28 protein-coding genes are annotated in these 26,299 nt (G+C 50.4%); 16 read left to right on the forward strand and 12 right to left on the reverse strand.

Annotated features, from left to right (window positions below):
* Nucleotides 1-20: 20 nt before the first annotated feature.
* The 5 genes from AC3WT9_RS02090 to AC3WT9_RS02110 form a co-directional block, all read right to left on the reverse strand.
* Nucleotides 21-839 carry an ABC transporter permease gene (locus AC3WT9_RS02090; RefSeq protein WP_341378874.1) on the reverse strand — a complete coding sequence of 273 codons (819 nt, stop codon included), beginning with the start codon at nt 837-839 and terminating at the stop codon, nt 21-23.
* On the reverse strand, nt 836-1,855 hold the full coding sequence (locus AC3WT9_RS02095) for an ABC transporter ATP-binding protein (protein ID WP_341093857.1): 1,020 nt from the start codon (nt 1,853-1,855) through the stop codon (nt 836-838). Before AC3WT9_RS02095 ends, AC3WT9_RS02090 begins: the two co-directional genes overlap by 4 nt.
* 22 nt (nt 1,856-1,877) lie before the next feature.
* Nucleotides 1,878-2,675, reverse strand: coding sequence for an ABC transporter permease (locus tag AC3WT9_RS02100; RefSeq protein ID WP_341093855.1), 798 nt, complete (start codon nt 2,673-2,675; stop codon nt 1,878-1,880).
* A gap of 31 nt (nt 2,676-2,706) precedes the next feature.
* Nucleotides 2,707-3,741, reverse strand: a complete 1,035-nt coding sequence (locus AC3WT9_RS02105; protein WP_341378873.1) for an ArsR/SmtB family transcription factor — start codon at nt 3,739-3,741, stop codon at nt 2,707-2,709.
* Nucleotides 3,742-4,015: 274 nt separating this feature from the next.
* Nucleotides 4,016-4,531, reverse strand: a complete 516-nt coding sequence (locus AC3WT9_RS02110) for a MogA/MoaB family molybdenum cofactor biosynthesis protein (RefSeq protein ID WP_492407249.1) — start codon at nt 4,529-4,531, stop codon at nt 4,016-4,018.
* Nucleotides 4,532-4,757: 226 nt separating this feature from the next.
* Between AC3WT9_RS02110 and AC3WT9_RS02115 the strand changes: the two genes are divergently transcribed.
* The 6 genes from AC3WT9_RS02115 to AC3WT9_RS02140 all read left to right on the forward strand — a co-directional run bounded on the left by AC3WT9_RS02115 (nt 4,758) and on the right by AC3WT9_RS02140 (nt 9,261).
* Nucleotides 4,758-5,789: a CobW family GTP-binding protein gene (locus AC3WT9_RS02115; RefSeq protein WP_341378872.1), complete on the forward strand. Its 1,032-nt coding sequence runs from the start codon at nt 4,758-4,760 to the stop codon at nt 5,787-5,789.
* A gap of 93 nt (nt 5,790-5,882) precedes the next feature.
* Nucleotides 5,883-6,230 carry a four-helix bundle copper-binding protein gene (locus tag AC3WT9_RS02120; RefSeq protein WP_038593119.1) on the forward strand — a complete coding sequence of 116 codons (348 nt, stop codon included), beginning with the start codon at nt 5,883-5,885 and terminating at the stop codon, nt 6,228-6,230.
* Nucleotides 6,231-6,444: 214 nt separating this feature from the next.
* A complete protein-coding gene (locus AC3WT9_RS02125; protein WP_341378870.1) occupies nt 6,445-7,404 on the forward strand; it encodes an ATP-binding cassette domain-containing protein in 960 nt (319 codons plus the stop codon).
* Nucleotides 7,401-8,111 (forward strand): hypothetical protein, encoded by a 711-nt coding sequence (locus tag AC3WT9_RS02130; protein ID WP_341378869.1) that lies wholly within the window; start codon nt 7,401-7,403, stop codon nt 8,109-8,111. The genes AC3WT9_RS02125 and AC3WT9_RS02130 overlap by 4 nt, the downstream gene beginning before the upstream one ends.
* Nucleotides 8,112-8,182: 71 nt before the next feature.
* Nucleotides 8,183-8,647 (forward strand): hypothetical protein, encoded by a 465-nt coding sequence (locus AC3WT9_RS02135; RefSeq protein ID WP_038593114.1) that lies wholly within the window; start codon nt 8,183-8,185, stop codon nt 8,645-8,647.
* Complete coding sequence (locus AC3WT9_RS02140) at nt 8,644-9,261, forward strand: class I SAM-dependent methyltransferase (protein WP_341093848.1); 618 nt, start codon at nt 8,644-8,646, stop codon at nt 9,259-9,261. Before AC3WT9_RS02135 ends, AC3WT9_RS02140 begins: the two co-directional genes overlap by 4 nt.
* Nucleotides 9,262-9,350: 89 nt before the next feature.
* Here AC3WT9_RS02140 and AC3WT9_RS02145 read toward each other — a convergent pair whose 3' ends face one another.
* On the reverse strand, nt 9,351-10,607 hold the full coding sequence (locus AC3WT9_RS02145) for a winged helix-turn-helix domain-containing protein (RefSeq protein ID WP_492407250.1): 1,257 nt from the start codon (nt 10,605-10,607) through the stop codon (nt 9,351-9,353).
* A 176-nt stretch (nt 10,608-10,783) separates the two neighbouring features.
* On the opposite strand from AC3WT9_RS02145, the gene AC3WT9_RS02150 reads away from it, so the two are divergent.
* A complete protein-coding gene (locus AC3WT9_RS02150) occupies nt 10,784-11,140 on the forward strand; it encodes a hypothetical protein (protein ID WP_492407251.1) in 357 nt (118 codons plus the stop codon).
* Between the two features lie 36 nt (nt 11,141-11,176).
* Here the strand turns inward: AC3WT9_RS02150 and AC3WT9_RS02155 are convergent, their stop codons facing one another.
* On the reverse strand, nt 11,177-13,264 hold the full coding sequence (locus AC3WT9_RS02155) for an ABC transporter ATP-binding protein (RefSeq protein WP_341093842.1): 2,088 nt from the start codon (nt 13,262-13,264) through the stop codon (nt 11,177-11,179).
* A gap of 54 nt (nt 13,265-13,318) precedes the next feature.
* Nucleotides 13,319-15,067 carry an ABC transporter ATP-binding protein gene (locus AC3WT9_RS02160; RefSeq protein WP_341378865.1) on the reverse strand — a complete coding sequence of 583 codons (1,749 nt, stop codon included), beginning with the start codon at nt 15,065-15,067 and terminating at the stop codon, nt 13,319-13,321.
* Nucleotides 15,068-15,579: 512 nt separating this feature from the next.
* Between AC3WT9_RS02160 and AC3WT9_RS02165 the strand changes: the two genes are divergently transcribed.
* Nucleotides 15,580-15,897 (forward strand): HesB/YadR/YfhF family protein, encoded by a 318-nt coding sequence (locus AC3WT9_RS02165; protein WP_341093840.1) that lies wholly within the window; start codon nt 15,580-15,582, stop codon nt 15,895-15,897.
* Between the two features lie 141 nt (nt 15,898-16,038).
* Here the strand turns inward: AC3WT9_RS02165 and AC3WT9_RS02170 are convergent, their stop codons facing one another.
* The gene (locus AC3WT9_RS02170; protein WP_076109478.1) at nt 16,039-16,554 is read right to left on the reverse strand and encodes an ADP-heptose synthase; all 516 of its coding nucleotides are present in this window, start codon (nt 16,552-16,554) and stop codon (nt 16,039-16,041) included.
* 124 nt (nt 16,555-16,678) lie between these two features.
* Between AC3WT9_RS02170 and AC3WT9_RS02175 the strand changes: the two genes are divergently transcribed.
* The 3 genes from AC3WT9_RS02175 to AC3WT9_RS02185 all read left to right on the forward strand — a co-directional run bounded on the left by AC3WT9_RS02175 (nt 16,679) and on the right by AC3WT9_RS02185 (nt 19,556).
* The gene (locus AC3WT9_RS02175) at nt 16,679-18,427 is read left to right on the forward strand and encodes an ABC transporter ATP-binding protein (protein WP_341093839.1); all 1,749 of its coding nucleotides are present in this window, start codon (nt 16,679-16,681) and stop codon (nt 18,425-18,427) included.
* 143 nt (nt 18,428-18,570) lie between these two features.
* Nucleotides 18,571-18,990, forward strand: a complete 420-nt coding sequence (locus AC3WT9_RS02180) for a MerR family transcriptional regulator (RefSeq protein ID WP_341378864.1) — start codon at nt 18,571-18,573, stop codon at nt 18,988-18,990.
* The gene (locus AC3WT9_RS02185; protein ID WP_341378862.1) at nt 18,987-19,556 is read left to right on the forward strand and encodes a hypothetical protein; all 570 of its coding nucleotides are present in this window, start codon (nt 18,987-18,989) and stop codon (nt 19,554-19,556) included. Before AC3WT9_RS02180 ends, AC3WT9_RS02185 begins: the two co-directional genes overlap by 4 nt.
* 87 nt (nt 19,557-19,643) lie before the next feature.
* On the opposite strand, the gene AC3WT9_RS02190 is transcribed toward AC3WT9_RS02185, so the two are convergent.
* Together AC3WT9_RS02190 and AC3WT9_RS02195 are read right to left on the reverse strand one after the other, a co-directional pair.
* Nucleotides 19,644-20,087, reverse strand: coding sequence for a DUF441 domain-containing protein (locus AC3WT9_RS02190; RefSeq protein ID WP_341093833.1), 444 nt, complete (start codon nt 20,085-20,087; stop codon nt 19,644-19,646).
* 21 nt (nt 20,088-20,108) lie between these two features.
* Nucleotides 20,109-21,092, reverse strand: coding sequence for a YpdA family putative bacillithiol disulfide reductase (locus AC3WT9_RS02195; protein WP_341378860.1), 984 nt, complete (start codon nt 21,090-21,092; stop codon nt 20,109-20,111).
* 193 nt (nt 21,093-21,285) lie between these two features.
* Here AC3WT9_RS02195 and AC3WT9_RS02200 point away from each other — a divergent pair, with 193 nt between their 5' ends.
* From AC3WT9_RS02200 to rsgA, 4 genes are all read left to right on the forward strand, one after another.
* A complete protein-coding gene (locus AC3WT9_RS02200) occupies nt 21,286-21,882 on the forward strand; it encodes a DUF2087 domain-containing protein (RefSeq protein ID WP_341093830.1) in 597 nt (198 codons plus the stop codon).
* A 121-nt stretch (nt 21,883-22,003) separates the two neighbouring features.
* Nucleotides 22,004-22,459 carry a DUF3939 domain-containing protein gene (locus tag AC3WT9_RS02205; RefSeq protein WP_038593064.1) on the forward strand — a complete coding sequence of 152 codons (456 nt, stop codon included), beginning with the start codon at nt 22,004-22,006 and terminating at the stop codon, nt 22,457-22,459.
* Nucleotides 22,460-22,615: 156 nt separating this feature from the next.
* Entirely contained in the window at nt 22,616-23,287 is a 672-nt protein-coding gene (locus AC3WT9_RS02210; RefSeq protein WP_341093827.1) for an HAD family hydrolase, read from the forward strand.
* A 539-nt stretch (nt 23,288-23,826) separates the two neighbouring features.
* The gene (gene rsgA / locus AC3WT9_RS02215) at nt 23,827-24,918 is read left to right on the forward strand and encodes a ribosome small subunit-dependent GTPase A (protein ID WP_341378859.1); all 1,092 of its coding nucleotides are present in this window, start codon (nt 23,827-23,829) and stop codon (nt 24,916-24,918) included.
* 215 nt (nt 24,919-25,133) lie between these two features.
* Here the strand turns inward: rsgA and AC3WT9_RS02220 are convergent, their stop codons facing one another.
* Nucleotides 25,134-25,760 carry an FMN-dependent NADH-azoreductase gene (locus AC3WT9_RS02220; RefSeq protein ID WP_341093824.1) on the reverse strand — a complete coding sequence of 209 codons (627 nt, stop codon included), beginning with the start codon at nt 25,758-25,760 and terminating at the stop codon, nt 25,134-25,136.
* Nucleotides 25,761-26,088: 328 nt separating this feature from the next.
* Here AC3WT9_RS02220 and AC3WT9_RS02225 point away from each other — a divergent pair, with 328 nt between their 5' ends.
* Entirely contained in the window at nt 26,089-26,226 is a 138-nt protein-coding gene (locus AC3WT9_RS02225) for a hypothetical protein (protein WP_179091687.1), read from the forward strand.
* Nucleotides 26,227-26,299: the final 73 nt, after the last annotated feature.

Here is a 26,299-nt window from a genome sequence, read left to right on the forward strand (position 1 = left end):
AGCGTAATGCTGTGATAGTATCAAAATAAAGTCCAGTTGCCTTTCATTCTGGCATGTCTTTCTGCCCGGTGGAGCGTGTAGCGGGTGCAGCCGATCAGCGCGAGGCTGCCGATAATCAGGATGACGAGAGACCACCACCAGTCTGTGCCGATGTTGTTATATAGTGCCCCGCGTACCAGAATCAAGCTGTAGGTGACCGGGAACAGTGCAGATAATCCTGTAGCCCAAGCCGGGAAGACCGCCGGAGGTATGCGTACGCCCCCGAACAGCTGCATCGGTGCCTGGAAGATATAGTACAGAAACGAAGATTCCCTGGAGAACAAGGATACCGCGCAGAGCAAGGCTCCCCAGACTATGGCCGCTGCCAGCGTTACCAGGAGGACCATCAGCAGCGCTAGCCAGTTTACAGAGGACATATCCGCTACAAAGATGAAGGTGAGCAGTGAAAAGGAGGCGAACATCCAGATGCCGTGAAGCAGAGAATACAGAGAACGCCCATACAGAAAACCCATCTTCGAGGACGGGGTCAGGAAGACGGTCTCCACCGTTCCGCCTTTGCGCTCCAATTCGAACAGCCATGCCGATTCTACAGCTGTCCAGAACAGCTGAAAGACTAGATAACCGCTCAGCAAAAAAAGGGGGATTCTGCCGTCAGGGATAACCTGCGAGAGCGTGGAGCCCTCTCCGCTGCGATAAGGCTTCATCGAATAATAGGAAGTCAAAAAGGCGAGCGCCGGCCAAAACAGCAGGGAGAAAAACACAGTCCGGCCCTTCGTTCGGTTCTGGTGCTGCTTGCGCAGCTCGGCTGCAACCGTCAGCCATAAACCGCCGGGCCTCATGACACCCGTCCTTCTGAGAGCAAAATGATCGCATCCTCCAGATTGGGCTTGTCGCAGGAAAAACCGGTGATCACCAGACCGTTGGCTGCGGTCCAGGGCAGCAGCTCCGTAATCAGCCTGTCGGCGGAAGGGGTCTGCACGGAGATGCGGTAGAAGGCATCGCTCCCGAATGAGGATTCATCGCTTCGGCAGCTGCCCGCCAGCTCTGCCGGATGGCCCAGCTGGCCCAGATGCTCCAGCAGTTGCGGGCGCAAGGCTTCATCCCAACCGGTGACATCGAGATGGGCGGTCTGCGATCCGGCAACCTGCCGGACAATCGCTTCCGGCTTGTCGCACAGCAGCAGCTCGCCGCGATTCAGTACATACACCCGGTCGCAGAGCTCTTCAACCTCCTGCAAATAATGGCTGGTCAGGAGGATGCCTTTGCCTTGCTCTTTGGCGAGCTGCCGCACAGTGCTGCGCAGCTGCCTGGCAATAGGCGCATCCAGCCCGAGTGTCGGCTCATCGAGAAATAAATATTGCGGGTCATTGATTAGACCGCGGGCAATCTGCAGGCGCTGCTTCATTCCTTTGGAATATTGCTCCACAGGCTGGTCTGCGGCTTCAGTCAGGCCGACTTCAGTAAGCAGTCGATCACTTTCCACACGAATTTTGGAAGCACTGAGACCGTATAATTTGCCGAAATATTGCAGGTTTTCTCTTCCTGTGAGTCTCCAGTAGAGCATGCGTTCTCCACCGGCTATCATGTTGACCTTCTGCTGCACATCACGCCGGTTTCCGGCCAAAGAGACGCCGTCAATCTGAATATTCCCTGAGGTGGGATCAAGCAGGGTGGATAACATACGGATGGTTGTCGTTTTGCCAGCACCATTCAGGCCCAGCAATCCGACAATTTCCCCTTTATCAATGTTCAGCGACAGGTTTTTAACGGCAGTCACTCTTTTTAGCTCGGAGCGGAATAAGCCGGTTCTGTTCCTCGTTTCGTACGTTTTGGTAACCTCATTCATTTGAATCATTTGCTATTCACTCCTTCACTGGCTAAAATCGTTCAAACATTCCACGCTCAACGCGCCGGTTGCACCATAAGCCTACTGCGATGTAAAGGAACGACAGCAGCAGGACCAGGGGAACATCACGCAGTCCAACTTCCTCCCCGGTAAGCAGACTGCTGCGCAGAAGCTCAAGTGCAGAGGTCAGCGGAAAAATCTCGGCTGCCTGCTGCAGATAACCGGGCAAATATTGCCGCGGGAACTGAAATCCGCAGAGCAGCGTAGTTACCGCAAAAAAAGTGTTTTGTACGATGTATGTATCTCTTGTGTACAGCATGATGCTTCCCAGCACCAGAGCCATCGCATAGCAGGACAGCAAGAAAAGCAGTCCGCTGGTCAATACCGACAACAGATGGGGGGTGGGGAGCCGAAGGCCTGCCAGATATCCGAACAACAGGATCGTGATCAGTTCAAAACCGCTGCGGTACAGCTGCTGGGCGGCGTTGCCCAGAAAATATCCGTTCCGCCTGGAAGGGGAGAGCAGCAGCGCTTCCAGAGTTCCTTCCCGCCATTCTGTCATCAGCGCACGGGAGACATTCATGATCATGCTGGTGGAGAAAATGCTTAGTGCTCCTCCAATGATTACATAGGCCAGATAGTTGCTGCTGCCTGCAAAAACAGAGAACTGCGTATCCAGTTCGCCCCGGATCAAATAGTAATACGAGAAATAAGAAATGAGGACAAGATAGCCTCCTTCAATAATATGACCGAAGGTAAAGGTCCAGGGGTAAGCTCTCAGATTGGATCTCTGGTTCCTGACTGCGGTTGCGATTGCGGTTTGCCACACAAAGAAACAACTCCTTTTTCAGTAATCAACGTTATTGTTCGAAAAATTGCCTTTGCAGGTTGATCAGACTGTCAAAGGCTTCCTTGTTGCAGAAGTAGAACAAGTAATTGCCTTTCCTCTCGGAACCCGCCAGTCCGGCCTCAACCAATTGCTTCAACTGCTTCGATACAGCCGCTTCTGAGATGCCGAGAAGCGGGGCCAGCTGTTTCGTGCAATGCGGAGCCTGCCACAGCAGCTTTAGAATTCGCAGGCGGCTTCCATCACCGAGCGCCTTCAACTGGCGCAGCAGATCCTCCGGAGGTGCTTCGCTGTAAGGCAGGCCAGGGATATCCACGGCCAGCGGAAGGGTCAGTGTATCCTCGCTCCAGTCCATTAGCAGATGCGGGTGGATGAAGGTTGAAGGCAATACATACACCTGCTGCAGACGCTCATAGGGAAAATAGTAGGTGACTGCCTTCTGGGCGGTAAAGGTTCCGTTCCCGGCGAGCAGGCGCGGGTGCAGCGAATTCAGTGCCTTCTCGGCCGAGCGGATTACATCTGCCTGAAACTGTGTGGCGGCTGTGCTAATCCACGGAGCGATGTAATCCCATTCCTTGCGGAAATAATCCCTCTCGTAGGTCTCCAGCACAACAAGCAGCAGGTGGCGGACGTCTTTCAGATTCTTCAGCAGAAACAGCCCGGCTTCATCCGGCTGTTCTCCGTGAGGGTTTGCTAACTTGCCCTGCTGCCATTCAAGAATCGTTCCAAGCGAGACCTTGCTGTTCAGCAAAAGGTGCATAAATTCTGCATCGGGCAGACTCTTGAGCAGTGCGATGCCTTCTGAGCATGTCAAGGAGGAGCCGGGACGTTCTGGTGTCATCAGGGACAGCCATCCGTCCGATATCTTCCCGATAGTCTGAATCTCCTCGCACAACAAGTGCGGCATTTGCGCTGTAAGTTCCCTGGCCCAATGCAGCCGTTTCGGATGATGCTGAGGCTGATGCAGCACATGCAGACTGCACAGCAGTTCATGATACGGACTAATGACGGTTTTGATCTTGCGTTGCAAGGTTAAGAGTGAGCTCATCTCGTTCCTTTCCGATTAACCATTTGGTTAATCAAAAACCACTTTCGCGTAAAGTGTTCAATAGTATAAATTTCACAGCCCCGGTTGTCAACGGATTTTTCCACAGCTGAAAAAGGCGAAAGAACACCGCGTGAATAAAGTACACGCATTTGTTCTTTCGCCTTTAAGGGCAGCATTATTGTGATCTGCAAGATCTGTTATCTCTTTATGGGATTGCTCATTTGTTCATCCTCCAGTAAAAATGGGCATTCCATTACTCTGTCCTATATTCCAGTTACGGCTGTTTATATATTTCACGCATGACATGGCGCAGCTCAGGAATAATCAGCCGTCCCATGGCCAGCTTAATTGCACCGGTGGAACCGGGCATGGAGAAGATAGCCGTATTGCCGATCGTCCCGGCTATAGCCCGGCTGAGGATCGCAGCGGAGCCGATATCTTCCGTGAAGCTCAGCAGCCGGAAAATCTCCCCGAAGCCCGGCAGCGACTTGTCAAGCAGGGAAGCGACGGCTTCGTAGGTGGTATCCCGCGGTGAAATCCCTGTTCCCCCGGTCAGCAGTACGGCTTCGATGCCGGAGTGCACGGAGCTTTTGTAGATCAGCTCGCGGATATCTTTGTAATCGTCCTTGACGATGTCGCGGCCTGTGACTACAAATCCAGCCTCTTTAAGCATAGATTCTATCAGGGCGCCTCCGGTGTCGGTCTCCAGGGTACGCGTGTCCGAGACCGTTATAATATGGCAGGCCACCGTTTGGGGCGCTTCACGCCGGTGTTCCTCTACAGATGACATGCAGACCAGCTCCTTCATCATTCATTATGGCTGACAGCTGTCCAACCGGACGGCATGCGCTCAGCCTAATCCTTCTTTAACCCATATTAGAGGAAGGATTAGTCAAAGACAAGCTGCGGCCTTGACAGAAGGCGGAATCCCCCCTCGACTCCGGCCTCCTTGCATGCATATGGGCACTTGTAGTACACTCGCTACCATAACGGAATTTTGTAGGGAGAGATGAAACTTGGAACAGGCATTGCCAGTTTACATATTGTCAGGATTTCTGGGGAGCGGCAAGACGACTCTGCTGCAAAGGCTGCTGGCTCACTGGAAGACACAGGGACTCAGACCGGCAGTTATCATGAACGAGCTTGGCGAGGTGAACCTCGACGGGCTGCTGGTTGAACAATCCGTACCGATGGCAGAAATGCTGGGTGGCTGCATCTGCTGCACAAGCCGCGGTGATCTCAGTACGGAACTGACTACGCTGGTGAAGAAAGAATCACCCGATGTTGTTATCATTGAAGCGACAGGTGCGGCGAACCCGCTGGAAATCGTAGATGCCGTAACCGAAACCTCGCTGTATCAGCTGGTAGAGCTTAAAGGGCTGATTACCGTTGTGGATACTGCACATTTGCTGGAGCTGTACCGGTCCCAGCAGGGCGCTACCTACAGGCTGATGCAGGAGCAGATCCGCTGCGCGTCCGTGCTGATACTGAACAAAACCGACCGCGTAACCACAGAGGAAGCGGAAGAGATATCCGCCGTGCTGCGCAAATGGAATGCCTACGCACAGATCATGCCTGCGGTGCGCTGTGAATTGGAGCCGGAAGTGCTGCTTGGCAGCGTCGGCGGAGTTCATGCGGAGGCCCGTCCAGAGGCGGATGCAGAGGATGAAGCAGCCGGTCCGGCAGACGGCGGTTTAAGTACGGAGACTGGGGGAGAATCCCATCATACCCATGACCATGTAATGGCATATACCCATTATTTTAAACATGCGGTGAACAGTGAGGAGTTCGAGCAGTTCGTTAAGGAGCTTCCACGGGATGTATACCGGGCTAAGGGGATCGTAACTTTTAATGACACTGCGAGCCGCTTTCTGTTCCAATATGCCTACAGGGAAGCTGATTTCATGAAAATAACTCCTCAGGGCGATGTCCCTGATGTTGCAGTATTTATCGGTGAGCACTTCTCTTCAAGCGAGCTGCGCAGCAGGCTGCTTCAGCTGGAGAAGCGTACTTTGATCCGGCCGGGTACAGTGAAGAGGAGCCTTTAATCAAGCTTCCTTTGACAGGGGAATTGGTTCGTTCCTTTTCTTGCAGGTTAATAGATAGGCATACCCTATAATAATTGCAGGAGGTATTAGGCTATGACCCGAATTCAATATCAGGAGTGCATTGACGCTTGTATAAAATGTATGAACGCCTGTAACTACAGCTATGTCTCAAGCCTGAAAGAATATGATCTAGCATCACTTCGGGAGAGCATCCGGCTTGACCGGGAATGCGCGGACATTTGCTCTTTCGCCGTTCAGGCAATGACCCGTCAAAGTCCATTTGTAGCGGAAATCCTTCGCTTATGTGCTGAAATCTGCGAACGTTGTGCCGACGAGAGCAGCAGACATGAGCATACTCATTGCCAGGAATGCATCGATTCCTGCCGCAATGCCGCATTAGCTTGCCGTCTAATCAGCGATGTCGTTGAGGTGTACGCATAAATTTAAAATTGCTGTTTTGCAGCAGACTATACAAGACCAGACCAACGCAGTAATTATACTGACGGTTCTGGTTTTTTTGTATGGAATGGATCTTCAATCTGTTCTTTCTCAAAGGAATTCAGTGCAGTTCCGGCGAATTATAGAGTGGAAGAACCAGTTGTCCATTAGATGCGTTAAGCAAGCTTGGCTTCTGGCTAAGGGGGAAGACAGCCGAATGGCGTTTCGAAGTATTAGTGAACACCGATTGACGGACTGCAGCGGCCCTTTGATTGAACTTACCCGGGCTACCAAGGTTTATGGAGGACGCCCAGTTTTACGTGAAGTCTCACTCGCGGTGGAAAGTGGAACGGCTCTGGCTTTGATCGGACGTAACGGTTCCGGCAAAAGTACGCTGCTCTCCATTTTAGCTGGACTTACCCAGCTTACATCCGGGGCAATTGAGCGCAGCAAGGGGACGATTTCGATTGGTTATGCACCCGAGGCTTTCCCGGGTCTTAAATTTTCTGCTGAACAGTACTTACGCAGTATGGGCCGGATCGGCGGGATGCCGGAGGCGGGACTGAAAGAGCGCATAACAGCGCTACTGGAGGCTTTTCATCTGGAGCAGTTCCGGACGTATCCCATGACCAGCTATTCGAAAGGTATGCTGCAAAAGGTGAATCTGATTCAAAGTCTGCTTCCGAAGCCAGAATTGCTGCTGCTTGACGAGCCTATGTCCGGCCTGGATCTTCCGGCACAGCATACGCTGATTGAACTTCTTCAAGAGTTGAAGCAAGGCGGTACAGCGATGGTATTCTCCGTTCATGAGCCGCTTTGTGTGGAAACCCTTGCCGATGGCGTACATGTGCTTCAAGCAGGCCAAACGGTCATGAAGGTATCAGAAACAGCGGATCTGCAGGATAAGCCTTCCACATACATAATGTGCACAGCTATTGCTCCTCAACAAAAATCGGCTTTGGCGGAGATGCCCGGGGTGATCTGTATAGAAGCGGTTCGGGATGAGTACGGGATGGAATGTTCCGGTTTAACTGTGGAAAGGGAATGGACAGATCAATGTCTCAGGTATGTGCTTGATGCGGGCGGATCGGTGATTTCTGTAGAACGGCGCCGCGGCTTATCGGGGCTTATGCAATGGATGGATCCGAAGACTGTCCAGGAGGAACAACCTTTATGAGATCGCTGATCGCGTATTTTCTCCGCAGTTATACCTTTTCTCAGCGGTATTTCGCTCCCGTTGCCGGAACTCTGATCGCTGTGCTGATTCTCTACTCCTATAAGCCTAACCCGGTGATGAACAGCTATGCGGCGTCGGCAGTGATGTTATTCGTCGGTTGCTCCTGGCTGGGACTGAGCTTTCTGAATCATCAGCAGGCGGTGCAGCGGCAGGTAGCTGTGGTTCATCTGCGAAGTGCGGTTAAGCACAGCATTGGGGAAATGCTGACAATGGGGGTGCTTACTCTGCTGCTCAGCCTCGTGATTGTGCTGTATCCTATAGTTACGGGGAATTTTAGCGATCCCGTGGGAGGGTACCGTTTATTTCTTGCTTTAGCCGGACATGCGCTGCTGGGGTTCCTGGGAATTGCAATCTCGCTCTATTTGCAGTCCTCCTGGGTTTCCAAAAACAGCTATGCTGCGGGATCAATGCTGATCATCATCACGCTGTCTATAGGCGGTACCAAACTGCAGGAGCTTGTCCCGGGTCCTGTCATGCCTATCCTGCTGCCGCCGGTGTCACCGGTTATGGATGCTTTGATGAACGCGGATGATTTGCCTGCTTCATCACTGCTGGGTTCCTTCGCCCACGCGCTGGCCTATATTTCCGTGCTGATCTGCTTTTATTTGTACCGCACCAGCCGAATGGATGTTAACAAAAACTTGTGAGAAACAGACTTGGCGTGAAGCCATTAGAATTCATTTTATGAAAAAATGAAGAGAGAGAAACGGGAGGAAAGATGAAGGATACACAAATACCGGAGAGTGAACAATCCAAAGAGCTATTTGCTTATTTCGGGCTGGCAGTCTATTATTGTCAGGCTCTGGAGCAGCAGTTGACCAATTTGCTGCTGCTTACGAAGCTGTCTCAGGGGAAGACACCTACTGAAGCGGATCTCGCAGATCTGTATCAGCGCAAACTCAGCAATTCACTCGGCCAGCTCATCAAAGAAATCCAGCATCATTTTCCATTCTCGGAAGAGGAGACGGTGCAGCTGCAAGCAGTCTGGAAGCAGCGCAACCATATTGTCCATGACTATTTCAAGGAGCGCATTCAGGAGACCTTCACTCCGGCTGGCAGGGCCCACATGATCCGTGAGCTGAAGCGTTTCAAGAACAAGGCCAGAAGATTGGAAATCAAGCTGCAGGGCTACTGCACGGAGATGTACACGAAATTGGGTCTTGAGGAGGAGGATTTAATGTGAATGAAGTTTATAAGCAAATTCCACTGTACAGATACCTTAGTTTCTGTAATGAAAGTGATCTTGAGCGGACTGTGCTGGATTGCGGAGCAGGTGGAGACAGTCCTCCACTTGGCTTATTCGCCCAGTATGGGTATGTGGCCAGCGGCATAGACTGTAATCCGGAGCAAATAGATATAGCTCAGACCTGGGCTGCAGAAAAGGGCTATGAACTGGATATACAGCGAGGGGATATGCGGCAGCTTGCCTTTGATGATGAGTCATTCAGCTTCGTCTACTCCTATAATTCTATCTTTCATATGAGGAAATTGGAGGTCGTCCAATCCATAGAAGAGATGAAGAGAGTGCTGAAGCCTGGTGGGATCATGTTTGTTAACTTTTTGACGGTGAATGATTTCCGCTGCGGTGAAGGCGGCGATCTTGGACAGAACCAGTACGAGCAGTTTGACGATGATCTGCCGGTGATCCACTCTTACTATACCGCTACAGAACCGGATGAATTGTTCAGCGGGATGAAGTTGCTGTATAAGGAAGACAGGGTGCTGGAGCGAATATATGACGGTCAACTGATCACTCAGGGCTTCGTAGATTATATCGTGCAGAAACCGCTTCGCTAACGTGTATACATAGAAGGGCAAAAAGACTCTCCCAGATAGCAGAAATGCTGTTCATAGGAGAGTTCTTTTGTGTTTAATGAGGAGCTGTGCTACAGATTTGCTGTCTCCAGCGCTTCAAGTCCACATGCCTTGATTACCTCCGGGGCAAATTGAATAGCGGATGCTCCAGTGCAGCGCGCTAGGGAGGACAAAGCTTGCCGCAGTGCGGGCACCCTCTCTGCAGTAAGCACCTCTTCAGGCTCCCACCACCAGCGGGTAATGGTAAGGATGCCGCTTTTTCTGTTCATGACCGGCTCAAACCGGCCGATAAAACGGTCACCGTACAGGAGCGGAAGCACGTAGTAACCATATTCCCGTTCCGCCACAGGTTTGTATACCTCCCAGCGGTAATGAAATCCGAACAGCTGCCGGATCAGTTCTCTGTCCCACAACAGATTGTCCAAGGGAGCCAGAGCAGCGGCGAAACTTCCCGGAGAAAATCTACTTGCGGAATCTTCTGCCTCTTCCCCCAGCTGCAGCACAGCTTCAAGCTCGGGCGCATCCATTGTCCGCATGTAAAGCGGCAGCTTAATACCCTCCACCTGCACCTCACGCAGGCTGTCCTTCTGCAGCAGACGCTGCACTGCCGCGGTCCGCTCTTTGCTCTTCAGACCGGATATGCCAAGCCATCCGTCCCCCGACTTATTCCACTGGAGTCCGATGCTGCCAATGCGCCGCAGCACGTACCAGTCATGGTATTGTTCAGTCGTGGGATTGGGATCGGCTGCTGCAACGACCTGCTCCGGCAGCAGTCGTGACGTGAAATCGTAGTAGCGGCGTGTGTGCACACGGTGATGAATGGACACTTCACCCCGGAAGTACATGGTTTCCAGAGCTGCCCGAGACAATCTGGCAGGGGCCCAGGCCCAGTTAATCTTCTCTTTGCCTTCCAGGTCCAGAGAAGAGAGGGGGTCGCGCTGACTTAGCGCATCACGGACTTGCAGCACCGTTGCTTCCAAAGGTTCATTTCCCTGGTGACGCCCGGAGGCTGCTTCCCTCAGCCGCTGAAAGCAGGGCCAGTCCTCTGTGCAATAGATCGACATGTTCTTGTCCCAGCCGTCGATCAGCAGCCTGTCCTGGTATAGAAGCTCATTGGCTTGAGCGGGAATAAAGCCGGGAATCCGTGCCTGAAGCACAAGCTCATGATTATGCCCGGCAATATTCAGCGGATCATACTGAATACAGCCTACATGGCGCACGAATTCATAAATCCCCGTCTTGCTGCCAGGAAGACCGCCGGAGATTAGCCCCTGATGCTGTAATAAAAAAAGCCTAGCCTGCCGCTTGCTTATATTGTAAGTAATCATTATCAATCACTCCAATCACATGTATTAGTTTCCATTATATAGAACAAATGTTCTGTATACAAATACAATTTAGCAGGACTATGGGAAGTTTAGTGATAGACTGGAAAGTGTCATTAAGTTAATATGACAATTGGTGGTAAAGGGGATTTTTCGTGTGAAGACTGGTGGTGTTTAAAATGATCCATTTAATAATGATAATTCAAATAATAAGCTTCTTTTTTATTTATCAATCCGTTTCCCGCTATCACTTTAGTGTCAAAGAAATAATAATTTGGCTAATGATATTCATAAGCATTGGAGTTGGTTCTACATATTTTATCGGAGTATGGGGGGCCGTTGCTCTATTTTTCTGTTTTGTGGGCATGTCTTATTTTAAAAATCAAAAAACGTTTACCTCTTTAGGTGTGTTTTACGGTGCGTATGCCTTGGTCATGAATTCATTTTTAGGATATCTCGCAGCAGATCCGATTACAAACTTACAGGAAGTATTACTATTAAGTAAATTAAAAAGAGACAGGCTCCTCAATACATGAGGAACTGTCTCTTTTTGGGGAGAAGCTGTTGAATCACTAGCCCTGCTTGAACGAAGGCTGCAGGACTGCGGCAGAGGCGGAAGAAGATGCGGAAGCCGAGTTGGCTACTGCTTCGGCACCGGCACCGAGTTGAAGCTGGTACATGCGGAAGTAGCGTCCACCCAGCGCCATGAGCTCATCATGGCTGCCGCGCTCAACGATTTCACCGTGATGCAGGACAAGAATCTGATCCGCACTGCGGATCGTGGATAAGCGGTGAGCGATGATGAAGGTGGTGCGGCCTTTCTTCAGCACCTCCAGCGCTTCCTGTATGATGCTCTCTGTCTCCGTATCGATGTTGGAGGTCGCTTCATCCAGGATAAGAATGGCCGGATCAAAGGACAACGCCCGGGCAAATGAAATCAGCTGACGCTGGCCGGCTGAAAGCGTGCTGCCTTTCTCCACCACCGGCTCGTCGAAGCCCTTGGGCAGATGAGCCAGCAGCTTATCCGCACCGACTTCCCGCAGTGCCCGTTCCACCCGCTCCCGTGTGATCCGCTCGTCTCCGAGACTGACATTGGAAGCGATGGTCCCTGTGAACAAGTAAGGATCCTGAAGCACAATACCCATATGGCTTCGAAGCCACTGCTTCGGCAGATCTTTAACTTCTTGACCATCAATGGTAATGCTTCCGCGCTGCGGATCATAGAAGCGGAACAGGAGATTGATGATCGAGCTTTTACCGGAGCCGGTATGTCCCACCAGAGCGACAGTTTCACCAGAGCGGGCCTCAAAGGAAATGTCGCGCAGGACGAAGTCTTTTTTGTAAGCAAAGGAAACGTCTTTAAACACCACATCTCCCTTGTAGCGCGGCATGGAACCATCGGTTACCGGCTCGCCGGGTTCGTCCATAAGTGTAAATACGCGGCCGGCAGAGACCATCGAGGAATCCAGATTGGCCAGTTGGTTGACCATCCCGGTAATCGGCTGGAACATCCGTCCGAGCACGTCGACGAAGGCGTACAGCACACCCAGCGACACAAAGGTAGAGCCATCCAGGCTGCCGAATCCAAAGTACCATAATACCAGTACAAAGGAGAGACTGCGCAGTGAGTTCACCAGGTTGTGCGAAGTGAAGGCATTCAGGTTAAGCATTTTATTCTGATATTTCAGATAATCATCGTTCAGGCGCTCGAATTCTTCACTGCTCTGCTTCTGGCGGCGGAAAATGCGGATGATTGACATCCCTTGAATCGATTCATTGATGATGGCGTTGATCTCACTAAGCCGCGAACGGATGATGGTATTATATTTGGTGGCAACTTTGCGGTACAGCACGATCCAGAGGATCACAATCGGGACAATGAACAGACTGACCAGTCCGAGGTGAATATCCAGCAGGAACAGGGCGACATAAACGCCGATGATATTGATAATCCCTGTGCTGAAGTTGGATAATACGGCAATAAACAGATCCTTGACCGCTTCCGTATCATTCGTAACCCGGGAGACGACCTTACCCGCAGGCAGATTGTCGAAGAAATAAACCGGCAGCCGCTGGATATGGGCGTATACATCGGTCCGCAGCTTGCGGATGACCTGATTGGCCGACGATTGCAGCCAGTAGGTTTTACCGAATTCCGCTATGATCGAGATGACCAGGAATATCGCGTACAGTCCTACCAGTTTATAAATGCCGGGGAATTCAGGCTTGTAAAAAGCGAATAATTCATTTGCCGAGAGCTTCTCGGCAGGATAGACACTCAGAGTGTCTCCGTATTGGATATGCATCTCTCCGTCACGGAAGGTCCGCTCGCCTTCAGGCTGCGCTACGGCTTCATTGATAAAGTAGAAGCTTTTTCCAACCTGTAGCAGGCGGATTTCCTGGCCCTTGGCTTCGCCTTCGGCAAACCGGTCCCCGCGTTTGTAGAAGGAATTATTATATTCAGCGGCATCCTTGGAAGAGTCTGTCTGGAAGTAGGGCTTCTCTATGGCCAGCAGATGATTGTCGATCATGCTCTTGGCGATAAAAGGCCCTGCCAGCTCGGCTCCCACTCCAATAGTAAGCAGCAGTAGTGCTGCGATAAATGTTTTTTTGGCAGTTAATGCGTACTGCAGCAGGCGTTTGCCCGTACTTTGTGTCAACAGGGACACCTCCTAAACGTTTTTAGGGAGCTTCAAAAAGCCTATGCTCATCATTTATTCATTCGTTAAATTGTTCTCCACCTGCTGGCGGTCAAACTGCTCACGATACCAGCCGTTCATGTTCAGCAGCTCCTCATGGGTGCCCCGCTCTGTTATATGTCCGTTATCCAGCACAACGATCAGATCGGCATGCTCAATAGCAGAGAGACGGTGAGTGGAGATCAGCGTGGTTTTGCCGGCCCGCTCCGAGCGGATGTTCTCGATTATTTTGGCTTCTGTACGTGCGTCAACGGCAGAAAGCGCATCATCCAGGATCAGAATATCGGGATTTGAGATAAAGGCTCTGGAGATCGAGACACGTTGTTTCTGGCCTCCGGAAAGAGAGACACCGCGTTCACCCACTAAGGTATCCAGGCCGTCAGACAAGGTACCGAGGTCATTCTGGAAAGCTGCTGCCGTGATGGCTTCCATAATCCGTTCGTCGCTGGCGTTATTGTAGCCGAACTGGATGTTCTCGCGAACCGATTTGGAGAACAGAATTTGCTCCTGCGGCACATAACCCATCCAGCCGTGCAGGCGGTCGAGGGCAATTTGCCCAATCGGCACACCGGAGATCAGGATGTCGCCTTTACCGGACGGATATTCGTGAAGCAGCTGTTTCAGCAATGTCGATTTGCCGCTGCCTGTGCGTCCGACTACCCCGAGCGTCTGTCCCTGGGAGAGGGAGAAGCTGACGCCGCTCAAATTGTCGATGGTCGAAGTGGGGTAACGGAACGTTACATCCTTCAGCTCAATACGCGTCGGGTGTTCAACCGGAACCGGATGAGCAATATCCTCAACATCGGGACGGGAATTCAGCGTCTCATCGATCCGTTCAAGGGATGCTCCGCCGCGCTGCATAATATTGATCAGCTCACCGATCGCAAACATCGGCCACACGATCATCCCCAGATACATATTGAAGGAGACTAAATCTCCGAGTGTAATTTGATTGCGGAATACAAGATAAATACCGTAGGTAAGCGCGATAATATAGCTTAGTCCCACACAAAAGCGGATCGTTGGTTCGAAAAAGGCATCAACACGGGCTACCGCCATATTTTTGCGGTATACATCCTCCGTAATGTCGGAGAATCGTTTCTCGTCCATACGTTCCTGTACGTAGGCCCGGATCACACGAATACCGGATACGGATTCCAGTACCTGGTCGTTCATATCTCCGAAGGCATCCTGTGCCAGACTGTACCGGTCATGAATGGCCTTACCATAGTAAATCATGGCGATGGCGATCAGCGGAAGCGGCAGCACTGCCGCGAGTGTCAGCTTCCAGCTGACCAGAAAGCCCATGGCCAGCAGCACAACAGTAAGGTAAACCGTTGAATCTACCAGAGTCAGCATCCCGAAGCCTACGGTTGCCGATACGGCCCGGATATCATTGGTTGCCCGGGCCATAAGGTCACCGGTACGGTTGCGCTCGAAGAAGGAAGGAGTCATCGTCATGAGATGATTCATAAAGCGGGAGCGGAGCAGACGCTCCACAAGGTTGGAACCCCCGAACAGTTTATGCATCCATATGTAGGTGATCCAATAAATAATTAGAAGCATGAGGACGATCAGGCCAATATACTTCATGAGGGAACCGGAGGTTATCGAGCCGCGTACGATTTCGTCAATGGCATTGCCGAGCAGACGAGGAGGCAGCAGTTCAAGCACACCAACTACAATTAATAAAATCAGGCCTACAGTGTAGCGCCTTTTCTCCCGGCGGAAGAACCAACCGAGATTTCGGAGAACGGAGAACAAGGGAAATCCCTTCCTTTCGTATTGAAGTATTGTCGGCTGTTGGAATGGTGTCAATAGTGGTTCAGCCCTTAACAGCATACAAAAAGGCATATCATCCGAAAACGGATGATATGCCTGTGATATACAGCAGTTATCATGTCAACGGTGCTAAGACAGCACTGAGACATGGAAGAGACTTGCATAACCTGAAATCAAGATGTACGCGTTACATACATGATTCTTCAGGTGCTTTCCACTACTTGGGCTGCTTTGGTATTCAGTTGTGTACAGTTGCCGACAATAGTATAAAAATCAACTTTAACAAGGTTAAACACCGCGCTCACCCTTTCCTTAGTTTTGGTAATAACTTGAAGACGCTTCGTTATGTTCAGAGTTTATCATCCGCAGTTAAGAATTGTCAAATGTAATTTTGAACAAATTTCGAATTAGCAGTATGATAAAATACGTTGCGATAATTTGGAATATGGACTTTTTTTCAGTATGATAAGTAAAAACGGGAGGAGCTAAAAGACATGAAGATGGTAATCAGCCCAGAAGCCGCCACCTGGTTTAAGCGGGAATTAGATCTGCAGACAGGGGCGCACATTCGGTTATTTCCCCGTTACAGTTCAGGAGGAGGCCTGCATCCCGGGTTTTCACTGGGGATCGCCACCGAACTGCCGGGACGTCCTGCTGTGAAGACTGAGCAGGGAGGCCTGATTTTTTATATGGAAGAGCAGGACTTGTGGTATATGGAGGGATACAGCCTATCCATTGTCTATGTGGAGGCTGAGGATGATATCGACTACCAGTATGAGCTTCTGCCGGTGGCCGGTGGAGTGCAGGAGTAATTCTGCCCAGTGCAGTCTGGCTATGCTACAGCACAGGTTGCTGTCTGAAAAAGCCCTTGCCAAAAGGCAGGGGCTTTTTCAGATAGAGAATTTACGGATACAAGAATCTATAAGGTTGGGCCTATAAATTCTAAAACGTCATTAGTGCGAGCTGCGGAAAGTCTCTTCCTCCATAGCGAAATCAAAGTCATCAATGTCATACACCTGGACGGGGACTCCGCCTTCGATGATGCGCTGAATGAGCTCGAATTGGTCGGTCAGAATCGGTACTTTCTCACGCTGGGAAGAGAGCAGCAGCTCAGTTTCAATCGGATCAAACAGTTCTCCGTATGTAGCATTATCAATGCTGTTGATGATGGTGATCTGTGCCTGCCCTCCTAGCAGAATGCCGGAGCTCTTGGCCCATGGAACAGCCAGACAGCGGTTGATCTTCTTGGAATTGAGCGGTTCCTCGAAATAGGCGATCAGTTCACGGATCTTCAATTTGACGTGCTGATCATCATCCGCCCGGTTCATTAACGGCTCGTCACTGTCCCGCAGTTCATACAATTCCATGATGGTTGTATAGGGCACTATATATTCTACAGGGCTTTGCGGGATGAGAAGCTGGCCATAAATTGCCATCATGACCGCTTCTGTCACAAATTGTCTAGACATCGTTATCCTCCTGAAGTTCAGGTACTGCAATCGTACTGATGGACTTAAAATTATAAAAACACTGTGGAGCGCAAATGTCAACAGTACCCAGTCAACAAGGTGAAGAGAAAGGGCGTAACCATCTGTGAAACAATGGAAATCTTATTTTGTTTTTGTCCGGCCTTATATGAAATGGATTGTGCTGACGCTTATTATCGGTATGATCAAATTTAGCATTCCGTTGACACTGCCGCTGATTCTGAAATATGTGGTGGATGATCTTCTGAGCAACTCCGCACTGACTGTCGCGGAACGTGTCTCGAAGCTGATGTATGTCCTCGGAGGCGCATTATTCCTATTCGTCATTGTTAGAGGTCCTGTTGAGTATTTCCGTCAGTATTTTGCCCAGCTGATCACAAGCAAAGTGCTGTTCGACATGCGCAACAAGCTGTACAGCCACTTGCAGCGCCTGTCACTGCGTTACTATCAGAATACTAAGGTTGGCGAGGCTATATCCAGATTCATCAATGATGTGGAGCAGTCAAAGAATCTCGTGGAAGTCGGGATGATGAACGTGTGGCTGGATATGTTCACGCTCGTGTTTGCACTAGGTTTCATGTTCTACCTCAATCCGGTGCTGGCGCTTGTATCCATAGCCATCCTGCCGCTGTACGGCATTGCCGTGAACACACTTTATAAGCGGCTCAAGCTGCTGACCAAGGACCGTTCCCAGGCGCTGGCAGCGATTCAAGGCTATTTGCATGAGCGGATTCAGGGCATAGCGATTATCCGCAGCTTCACGATGGAGCGGGTGGACCAGAAGCAATTTGAGGCTATCAACGGCAAGTTTCTGGAAAAGGCGATGGCCCAAACGCGCTGGAACGCCGTTACTTTTGCTATTATCAATACCTTAACGGACATCGCCCCGCTGCTTGTGATCGGTTATGGGGGATATCAGGTGATACACGGCAATCTGACGCTGGGTACCTTTGTTGCCTTCTTCGGTTACCTGGACCGGATGTATGCCCCGCTGCGGCGGCTGATCAATTCTTCCACCGTGTTGACTCAAGCCTCTGCATCGCTGGAGCGGGTCATGGAGCTATTGGACGAACCTTACGATATCGTCGATCAGCCTGGAGCAAAGCCGCTGAACAATCCGACAGGAGATATAGAGTTCGATCAGGTATGGTTCAAATATGGCGATGAGAACGAATATGTGCTGAAGGATATTAATCTGCGGATAAACCCCGGACAGACGGTGGCCTTTGTAGGGATGAGCGGCGGGGGAAAGTCCTCCCTAATCAGTCTGATCCCGCGGTTCTATGATATCAGTGAAGGCAATCTGCGAATGGATGGACATGATATCCGGGGGCTGACACAGGAGAGTCTGCGGCGGACTGTCGGCATGGTACTGCAGGATAATTTCCTGTTCAGCGGTTCGGTACGTGAGAATATTCTCTTCGGCAATCCGGCGGCTGGTGAGGCGGAAATTGTCTCTGCAGCGCAGGCGGCGAACGCGCATGATTTCATCATGCAGCTTCCTGATGGCTATGAAACTGAGGTAGGAGAGCGGGGGGTGAAGCTGTCAGGAGGCCAGAAACAGCGCGTGGCGATTGCGCGGGTATTTCTCAAGGACCCGAAGGTGCTTATTCTTGACGAGGCTACCTCGGCACTGGACCTGGAATCGGAGCATCTGATCCAGCAGGCGCTCCAGTCGCTTTCATCCGAGCGCACAACGCTGATTGTCGCCCACAGACTGTCCACGATTACCCATGCAGACCAGATTGTTGTGCTGGAGAATGGAGAGATCACCGAGCGGGGTACCCACGAAGGGCTTATGGCGCTTGACGGAAGTTACGCCCGGCTGTTCAATGTGCAGCGGCTGGATGCATGAATAGAGTGTACTGCCATGCGGTTCCTTCGGGAGCCGCTTTTTCTTTGCATTTGAATTTAAGTTACAGTATACTGTAACTATAACAGTGAAGTGTAACTAATGTCGGAAGTTTAAATCATTTTTGCGAAGTGGAGGATGGTTGGATGAATACCTATACCGGCAAACAGCTTGCCGATCTTCTTCAGCGGGAAGAGCCGGATATGAATCTAAGAACGATACGGTACTATACGCAAATTGGGCTTCTGCCACCGCTGGAATTATCCGGCAACAAACGGGTCTATACCGGCCGGCATCTGGAATATTTGCGGGCGATCCTCACCTTGTCCAAAAGCGGGGAGAGTCTGGCAGATATTCAAGAGAAGCTTGCGGAATTGCCTGCGGAGGAAGTGGCTAAGATTGGCGACCGTCTGCGTTTCTACCAAACGGAGCATATTTTCCGCAATGAGACCCTAGTCATTAATGAAGATGTGATGCTTACGGTTAGTCCGCGCATATCTGCAGAACTAAAGTCCGAGCTGGTAGAAACGGTGAACCGGCTGCTGAAGGGAGGCAACACCCCATGACTGGAGCGGCAATCACGATCGAGGTGCGTCTTGCAAAGTCTGTGCTGGAGAATGAAGAGGGAATGAATCACCTCTGGGTCCATTTGGAGCCACTTGGCGGGGGGAAGCAAGCGGTACTTGAACTGCAGCTTCCAGCAGGGATCCATTGGGACGGGAAAGCAAAGGGTTATCCACAGGATACCAGTGGCAGAGTCATTATTGAGCAGCCCGAAATACCAAATGACCTTTTATTGAGGATCTATACAATCCAGCCTATGGATTGCGGTTTAGTCAGCTTGAGCATTCATGTGTCATTCACAGATCACAGTGGCATGGAGATCTGTAAAACAGTGCTCGTCCCGCTTAGCATTGTTGATGCAGAAGTTTTGGATGAGGAAACGGTAGAAATAGACGAGGAGGTTGTCAGAAGAGTCAAGGAACAGGCCCTAACTGAGCCAACGGGCACTCATCCGGACGGCAGCGACAGCGGAATGCCCGATTGCTCACTTCCCAAGCTCATTCGCTATGACCCCCATTACCGCTCAGAACTCGAGGAGAAATACCGGGTTGAGGGAACAGGTTTATAAGCTTCATCCCCATCTGGACATGCCAAACAGGCAGGCCACTCCGCTCACAGTGAGTAGAGTGGCCTGCCTGTCTCCATCTTTAAACTATTATCCACGTCCAATCAGCAGGGAGAGGATACCTGCCGCGATCAGCGGACCTACGGGTACGCCCTTGAAGAAAGCGACACCGATAACCGTGCCGATCAGCAGGCCGGCAACGATCGTAGGCTGGCTGCCCATAAGCACTGCTCCACGCCCGCCCAAATAGGCAACAAGGATACCGATCCCAATGGCAAGCAGCGATTTCCAGTGGTAAAAGGAATGCCAGATCATTTGCAGCGATATTTTACCGCTCGCCAGCGGGGTCATCACGCCAATGGTAAGGATGATGATCCCGACAGTCAGGCCATACTTTTCGAGCCACGGAAAAGCCTGCTGCAGTCTAAGCACCCTCAGCAGCAGCAGCACAACCATTGCGATCGTTACCGGCGAATTGCTGCTGATAATGCCGAGGGCTGCGAGGCCCAGCAGGAGGAGCGAGGTGATATCCATCGTAACGAAACACTCCTTATCCTAAATAAGCCGTTTTGAAATGATGTGATCCGCAATCAGCTTCCCGTGACCCCGTCCGGTTTCGATGAATACCTCATTTGCATTACGTCCGGAGGCGATAACTCCGGCTACATAAAGTCCCGGGATGTTAGTTTCCATCGTGGACGGGTTATAGGCAGGTTTATCCTGTTCGTCGTCCATGATTGCCCCTGCGGAAGACAAAAGTGTCCTGCTGGGGCGGAAGCCGGTTAAGGCGAGTACAAAATCATTGTCGAGTTCAAGTGTCTCACCGTTTGATTTAGTAACAATGACTGAACCGGGGGTGATTTCGGTTACCCGTGACTCCAGATGGAGCGTTATCTTTTCTTTAGCCACCATGCTTTCAAAGATTGGCCGTACCCACGGTTTGATGTTCTGCGAAATGCTGGCTCCCCGGTAAACCATATCTACGGAAGCGCCCACCCGCATTAACTCAAGTGCCGCATCCACAGCTGAATTGCTGCCGCCGATGACAGTAACCTTCATCCCCGTATAGGGATGGGCTTCACCGAAATAGTGCGTGACCTTAGGGAGCTCCTCCCCGGGGATGCCGATCATATTGGGCTGGTCGAAGTAACCGGTGGAGATCACCACGTTTGAGGCTGCATGGGTTAGCTGTTCCCCCCGTTTAGTGATCGTATGTACTGCGAAGCTTCCGTCCTCCAGACGTTCGACTGTGAGCGCTTCTTCGTAAGCGGCAATATCGAGCCCATGCTGCTCGGCGGCGCGGCGGTAATAGACGAGTGCTTCATGGCGGTAAGGCTTGTCATTGGGTGAGGTAAAAGGTACATTACCAATCTCCAATAAAGAGGTTGTACTGAAGAACTGCATGCTGGTCGGATACAGATAAATGGAGTGGACAATAAAGTTTTTTTCAATAATCAGGCTGGACAGCCCTTGGCGCTGGCATTCCATTGCGGCCGAAAGCCCGCACGGACCTGCCCCGATAATAATGACGTCTTTCATATGGATGGCAACCTCCTGGTGTATACTTTCTTTTCTCTAAATCGTACCTTAAATTTAATGTTTTTGCTATCTGTGCAGCATATTCAGCTAATCGTTATTGCTCTGGAGTTTGGATTAGAGTATAATTAGATATATATCTAAACATAGTTTGATTGTGAAAATTGCTTGCAAATGTTATAGGAGAGTGACCCCGATGCAGCTGGAGAAAATTGTGAATTACCATAAAGCTTTATCCGACCCGACACGCCTGCGCATGCTGCTGCTGCTGTCCAAGGGGGAGGTGCACGGACAGGCGCTGGCAGAGAAACTTAATTTATCACAGCCTACCGTAACCCATCATGCTGCCAAGCTTCGTGAGGCCGCAATGATCAAGGAGCGCAGAGACAAGAATACGGTTTACTTTTCGCTGAACCCCGAGTTTATCAAGGCGGGTTCAGAGGCATCGCTTAAATTTATTTTTGCCAAGGGGGCAGACGATATGGACGAGTTATCTACAGACAAGAGTCTGAAGGACTCAGTGCTGCGCAACTTTTTTGCCAAAGACGGCCGGCTGCGCCAGATTCCCGCACAATACAAGAAGAAGCTGATTGCACTGCAATATATGGTTGAGAAGCTTGAACCCGGTGTGATGTATACGGAAAAAGAAATCAACGAGTTTATCAAACCATTCCATGAAGATTATGCCACGATCCGCCGGGAGTTCATCATGCACCAGTTTATGTACCGGGAAAATGACAAATACGAGCTTAACCCTCCTGAGATGTGGACTCACTGGGAAAATGTCAAATAATGATCTAATATATGGGGATTTTTTGTGACAATTGAAGGTTCGACTGATTAAATGTCCGAATAACGAATAAACTGGAATTGTAAGCGTTATCTGACATATACTTCGAAAGGAGACTTTCAGTATGATATTCAAACGCGCGAAAAAAAATACACCTCCCGTTCATCTCACTGTTACTTTGCCGCAGATCAAGCAAGCTGTTAGGCAATTTGAAGAAGATATGCCTGCTCCGATCAACCGTACCGCACTGATTCTGGAGGATAAGAGCATTGACCTTATCCGGCTCAAGAGATATTTGGGCGGAGTGCCTCATCAGAAGTTTTACATGTCGCGGGAAACCTTCGAAATTTTTGAGGAAGCTGACAAGATGGTGCCTTATTATATTGATATGGTTCAGTCGGCTGTGGATAATTATATTAACGACACCGGCAAGCTACCGCTGCTTGAGGATACCTGGCTGCCGGAGGTTCATTACCGCCTGCTGCACACTGAACGTTATCTGAAAGAAACACCGCCATTTCCGCTGTACATCACGGAGGAAGAGATGATGCTGACCCATCGCCCGGAGCATTTTGAATGAATGAACGATTTACACTTAACACGAGGAAGACTGTTCAGTTGAGGGGCACTGAGGTGCCTGTCAGCAGAACGGTCTTTTCTTTGTTCATGCTGGCATAGTACAATGAATTACTGGTAACACGTTCCGGAAGAATTTATAGATTAGGAGAATTATTGCATGAACAAAGTACAAGCACTACTGTTTGATCTGGATAACACGCTCATGGACCGTGATTCAACCTTCCGCAGTTTCAGCGAACAATTTGTAAGTGATTTCCTCGGGCATTTGCAGCCGGAAGAAGCACGGCGGGTAGTAGAGGATATTATTGTGCGGGATGCCGACGGGTACCGGGACAAGGATGGTTTTTTTGCCGAGCTCAGCGAGGTGCTGCCGTGGGCGAAGGCAGTGTCGGCTGCGGACATCCGGGCCTATTATGATGAGACCTACACCGGGCACGGAGCGCTTATGAAGTACGCCGAAGATATTTTGAACTACTGCCGGGAGCAGGGGTATATTCTGGGTCTGGTTACGAACGGCAAGAAACAGATCCAATATGGCAAAATCGATCTTCTTGGACTGCGCGGCTTCTTTAAGACGATAGTCATTTCCGGCGAAGCCGGAATCAGCAAGCCGGATCCGGCTATTTACCGTCTTGCACTGGAGCGTCTGGGCACAACAGCGGAACAGACGCTGTTCATCGGCGATCATCCGGTGAACGATATCTGGGGTGCAGGCAAGGCGGGTATGGAAACAATCTGGCTGAAGCGTAATCATGAATGGGATGACAAGCTGGATGTGCATCCATGGAAAACCATCCATGAGCTTGATGAGTTGAAGGGGATTCTTTAGCTTTGATGTTGACAATATGCTGCCGGCAAGTTTATTATTACAGCATATTAGTTCGGAAGGAGACGATGTTATATGACAGTTTATATTGCAATTGCGCGATTGGTAACAACTGTTGTGGATACGTGTCTTCCGGGAACAGCAGCTGCAGTGTAAGTAACACGCAGCTTTGCGGGTAAGCTCTACGATGCCTTTTAGAGCCGCCGGGAACCGTATGTGTTCCGGCGGCTTTTTTGTGTGGATCGGTAAGTACGGATACGGTTATTGTATTCGTGCATACCGGATTCACGCACAGAAATGTGCTGATCCTCCTCTTCGTGGTGGGGACCGGCATGCTCTGATCTTGACTTCACAGAAATTGTCCCTTGCCATAGTGCAGGGGAGAGTTTCTGTGAAGTCCGCCGCCGGAATGAGGATTCCGGCGGCTTTTTGTGTTCCCGTAATACACGTTAGTCAGAAGAAACGAAGTGATTTATTTCCGCCGCCGGCTTCTTTCGAAGCCGGGCCGGGAGTGTACGAACTAAACAATCAGGAGGATTTAGATGACAATAGAACAATATGGCTGGAATGAAACCTGGATGAACAAGTGGAACGAATTGCATCAAAGTCTGGAAAACAAAACATTTGTACCCGGCAGAATTGTCGGCGATTTCGGCAGCAAGTACAGGGTTATGACAGAAACGGGAGAAACCTGGGGGGAGCTGGCAGGCAGGCTCAGACATACCTTAAACGATTCCGGGGATTATCCGGCAATCGGTGACTGGGTGTCGCTGGTGATGATGGATGGCGGAGAACATGCCGTTGTTCATGGCGTGCTGCCCCGGCAAAGTGTGATTTCGCGGAAGGTAGCGGGAAATACAAATGAGGAACAGATTGTGGCCTCCAACGTAGACACTTTATTCCTTGTCAGTGCGTTAAATGACGATTTTAATGTCCGGCGGATGGAAAGATATCTGATCATGGCCTGGAACAGCGGGGCAAACCCGGTGATCCTGCTGACCAAAGCGGATTTGTGTGATGATGCAGAGAGCAAAATTGCAGAGATGGAGCGGGCAGCACACGGAGTGGCCGTGTACGCAGTCAGCGCCTTGCTCGGAGACGGGCGGGATAAACTGCTGCCCTATATTGGCAGCGGTCAGACAGTGGCCCTGACCGGCTCCTCGGGCTGCGGGAAGTCAACGTTGGTTAACTGGCTTAGCGGAGCAACCCTGCAGCTCACCCAGGATGTCAGGGAAGGGGACAGCCGGGGGCGGCACACGACCACTCACCGGGAACTGTTCATCCTCCCGGACGGCGGTATCATTGTCGATACCCCGGGAATGCGTGAACTGCAGCTGTGGGAGGATGAAGGCGGACTTGATCTCGCATTCGGGGATATCAGCAGTCTGGCAGCAGATTGCCGCTTTAGCGATTGCAGACATGAACGAGAAGAGGGCTGCGCAGTCCTCGCGGCAGTATCGACCGGAGAGCTGGAAGAAAAACGGCTGCTGAATTACCGCAAAACCCAGAAGGAGCTGCTGTACCAGAGCAGCAAAGAAGTGAAGCAGAAGCGCAAAACAGCAGCCGCTGCGACCAAGGCAGCGCCTTCCCGTTCCAGAAATTCCGGCTGGCGCCGGGAGCTGGAGGAATATTGAGGAACAGTATAATTAAGCTACAGTAACCTGAACAAGAGGGTCCCTTGAAGCCTTAGAATGGCTGTAAGGAGCCCCTCTTGTAACGCAAGGGCGCAGCTCCAGAGAAGCTGCGCCCTTGCTATATATAAATAAAAGTCCGGCTAATTGCAATGCATATATCTAATTAAAGTGCAGATGTCTATCTTTAGAACCGGACCTTTAATGCTGGCGTGTTCTTAGAACGATGCAGCAGCAGTCTTGGCCAGTTGCAATCCGCTTGCGATGATTTCTGCGGATTGTGCAGGGTTCTGGTTGTGGCCTTCGATGATCACTTGAGTAGTATCTTTGAAGCCCCAGAAGTTCAGGTTGCCCATGATGAAGTTGACGGCCATTTCAGCGCTTGCTGCCGGTCCTTCGGAATAGATGCCGCCTCTGGCATTGAGTACAGCTGCTTTTTTGCCAGTCAGCAAGCCAACTGGACCTTCAGCAGTGTATTTGAATGTAGTGCCAGCCTGGTTCAGGTAGTCGATGTAAGTGTGAAGTACAGCCGGAACGGTCATGTTCCAGAGCGGGAAAGCAAATACTACTTTGTCAGCGGCAAGGAACTGATCCAGGTATTTCTTAACCAGTGCAGCACCGGCAGCTTCTTCAGGAGTAGCTTCGTAGCCTTGTGCAGCTTTATAAACACCGGTAATCAGCGTGTTGTCATAATAAGGAAGTTGCTCCGCGAACAAATCCAGTTCAGTGATTTCGTCTTGCGGGTGGGACTCCTTGTAGCTTGCCAGGAATTCGTTGTAAAGCTGAACGCTTACGGATTGATCTGCAGGGCGGTTATTGGCTTTGATGAAAAGTACATTAGACATATGATTTCTCCTTAAATATATATTTAATACTTACTATCAATAATATAGCATTTAATAATTAGTTTGTAAATAACAGTCGAAATAAATTTTTATTCGCTCGACAGCAAAGGCCTTTTCTTTGCAGGGCTACTACATCTCTTTATAAACGAATTGTTTTTTTGGCAGAACATCAATATGTAGTAAAAGCGCTCTGACTCAGCTTCTTTTTCATTTTTGGGCAAAGTTTAAGGAATACAGGACCCGGTTATATAGGTGTTACAAGGATTATAGGAAAAGATTTCCTCACCTCAGGTTGGCAATACAACTTATTGAAGAAGGAGCGATTGATATGTCCATTGACCGTTTTATCATTAAAAAACTGGACAACTGTCACGAAGAGCAGACTCGTCGCAACTTAGTGAAGTTGTTCAAACTGCGGATTCAGAAGGCAGAAAAGGAAGAGAACAGAAATCACCGGATTAGTTGAGATATGCCGCTGACGTACAGATACCCGGCCAACATATAGAACGAGCGGAGCTCATCCCATCTTAATGAAGGGG

Source organism: Paenibacillus sp. EB106-06-01-XG199, assembly GCF_058791575.1.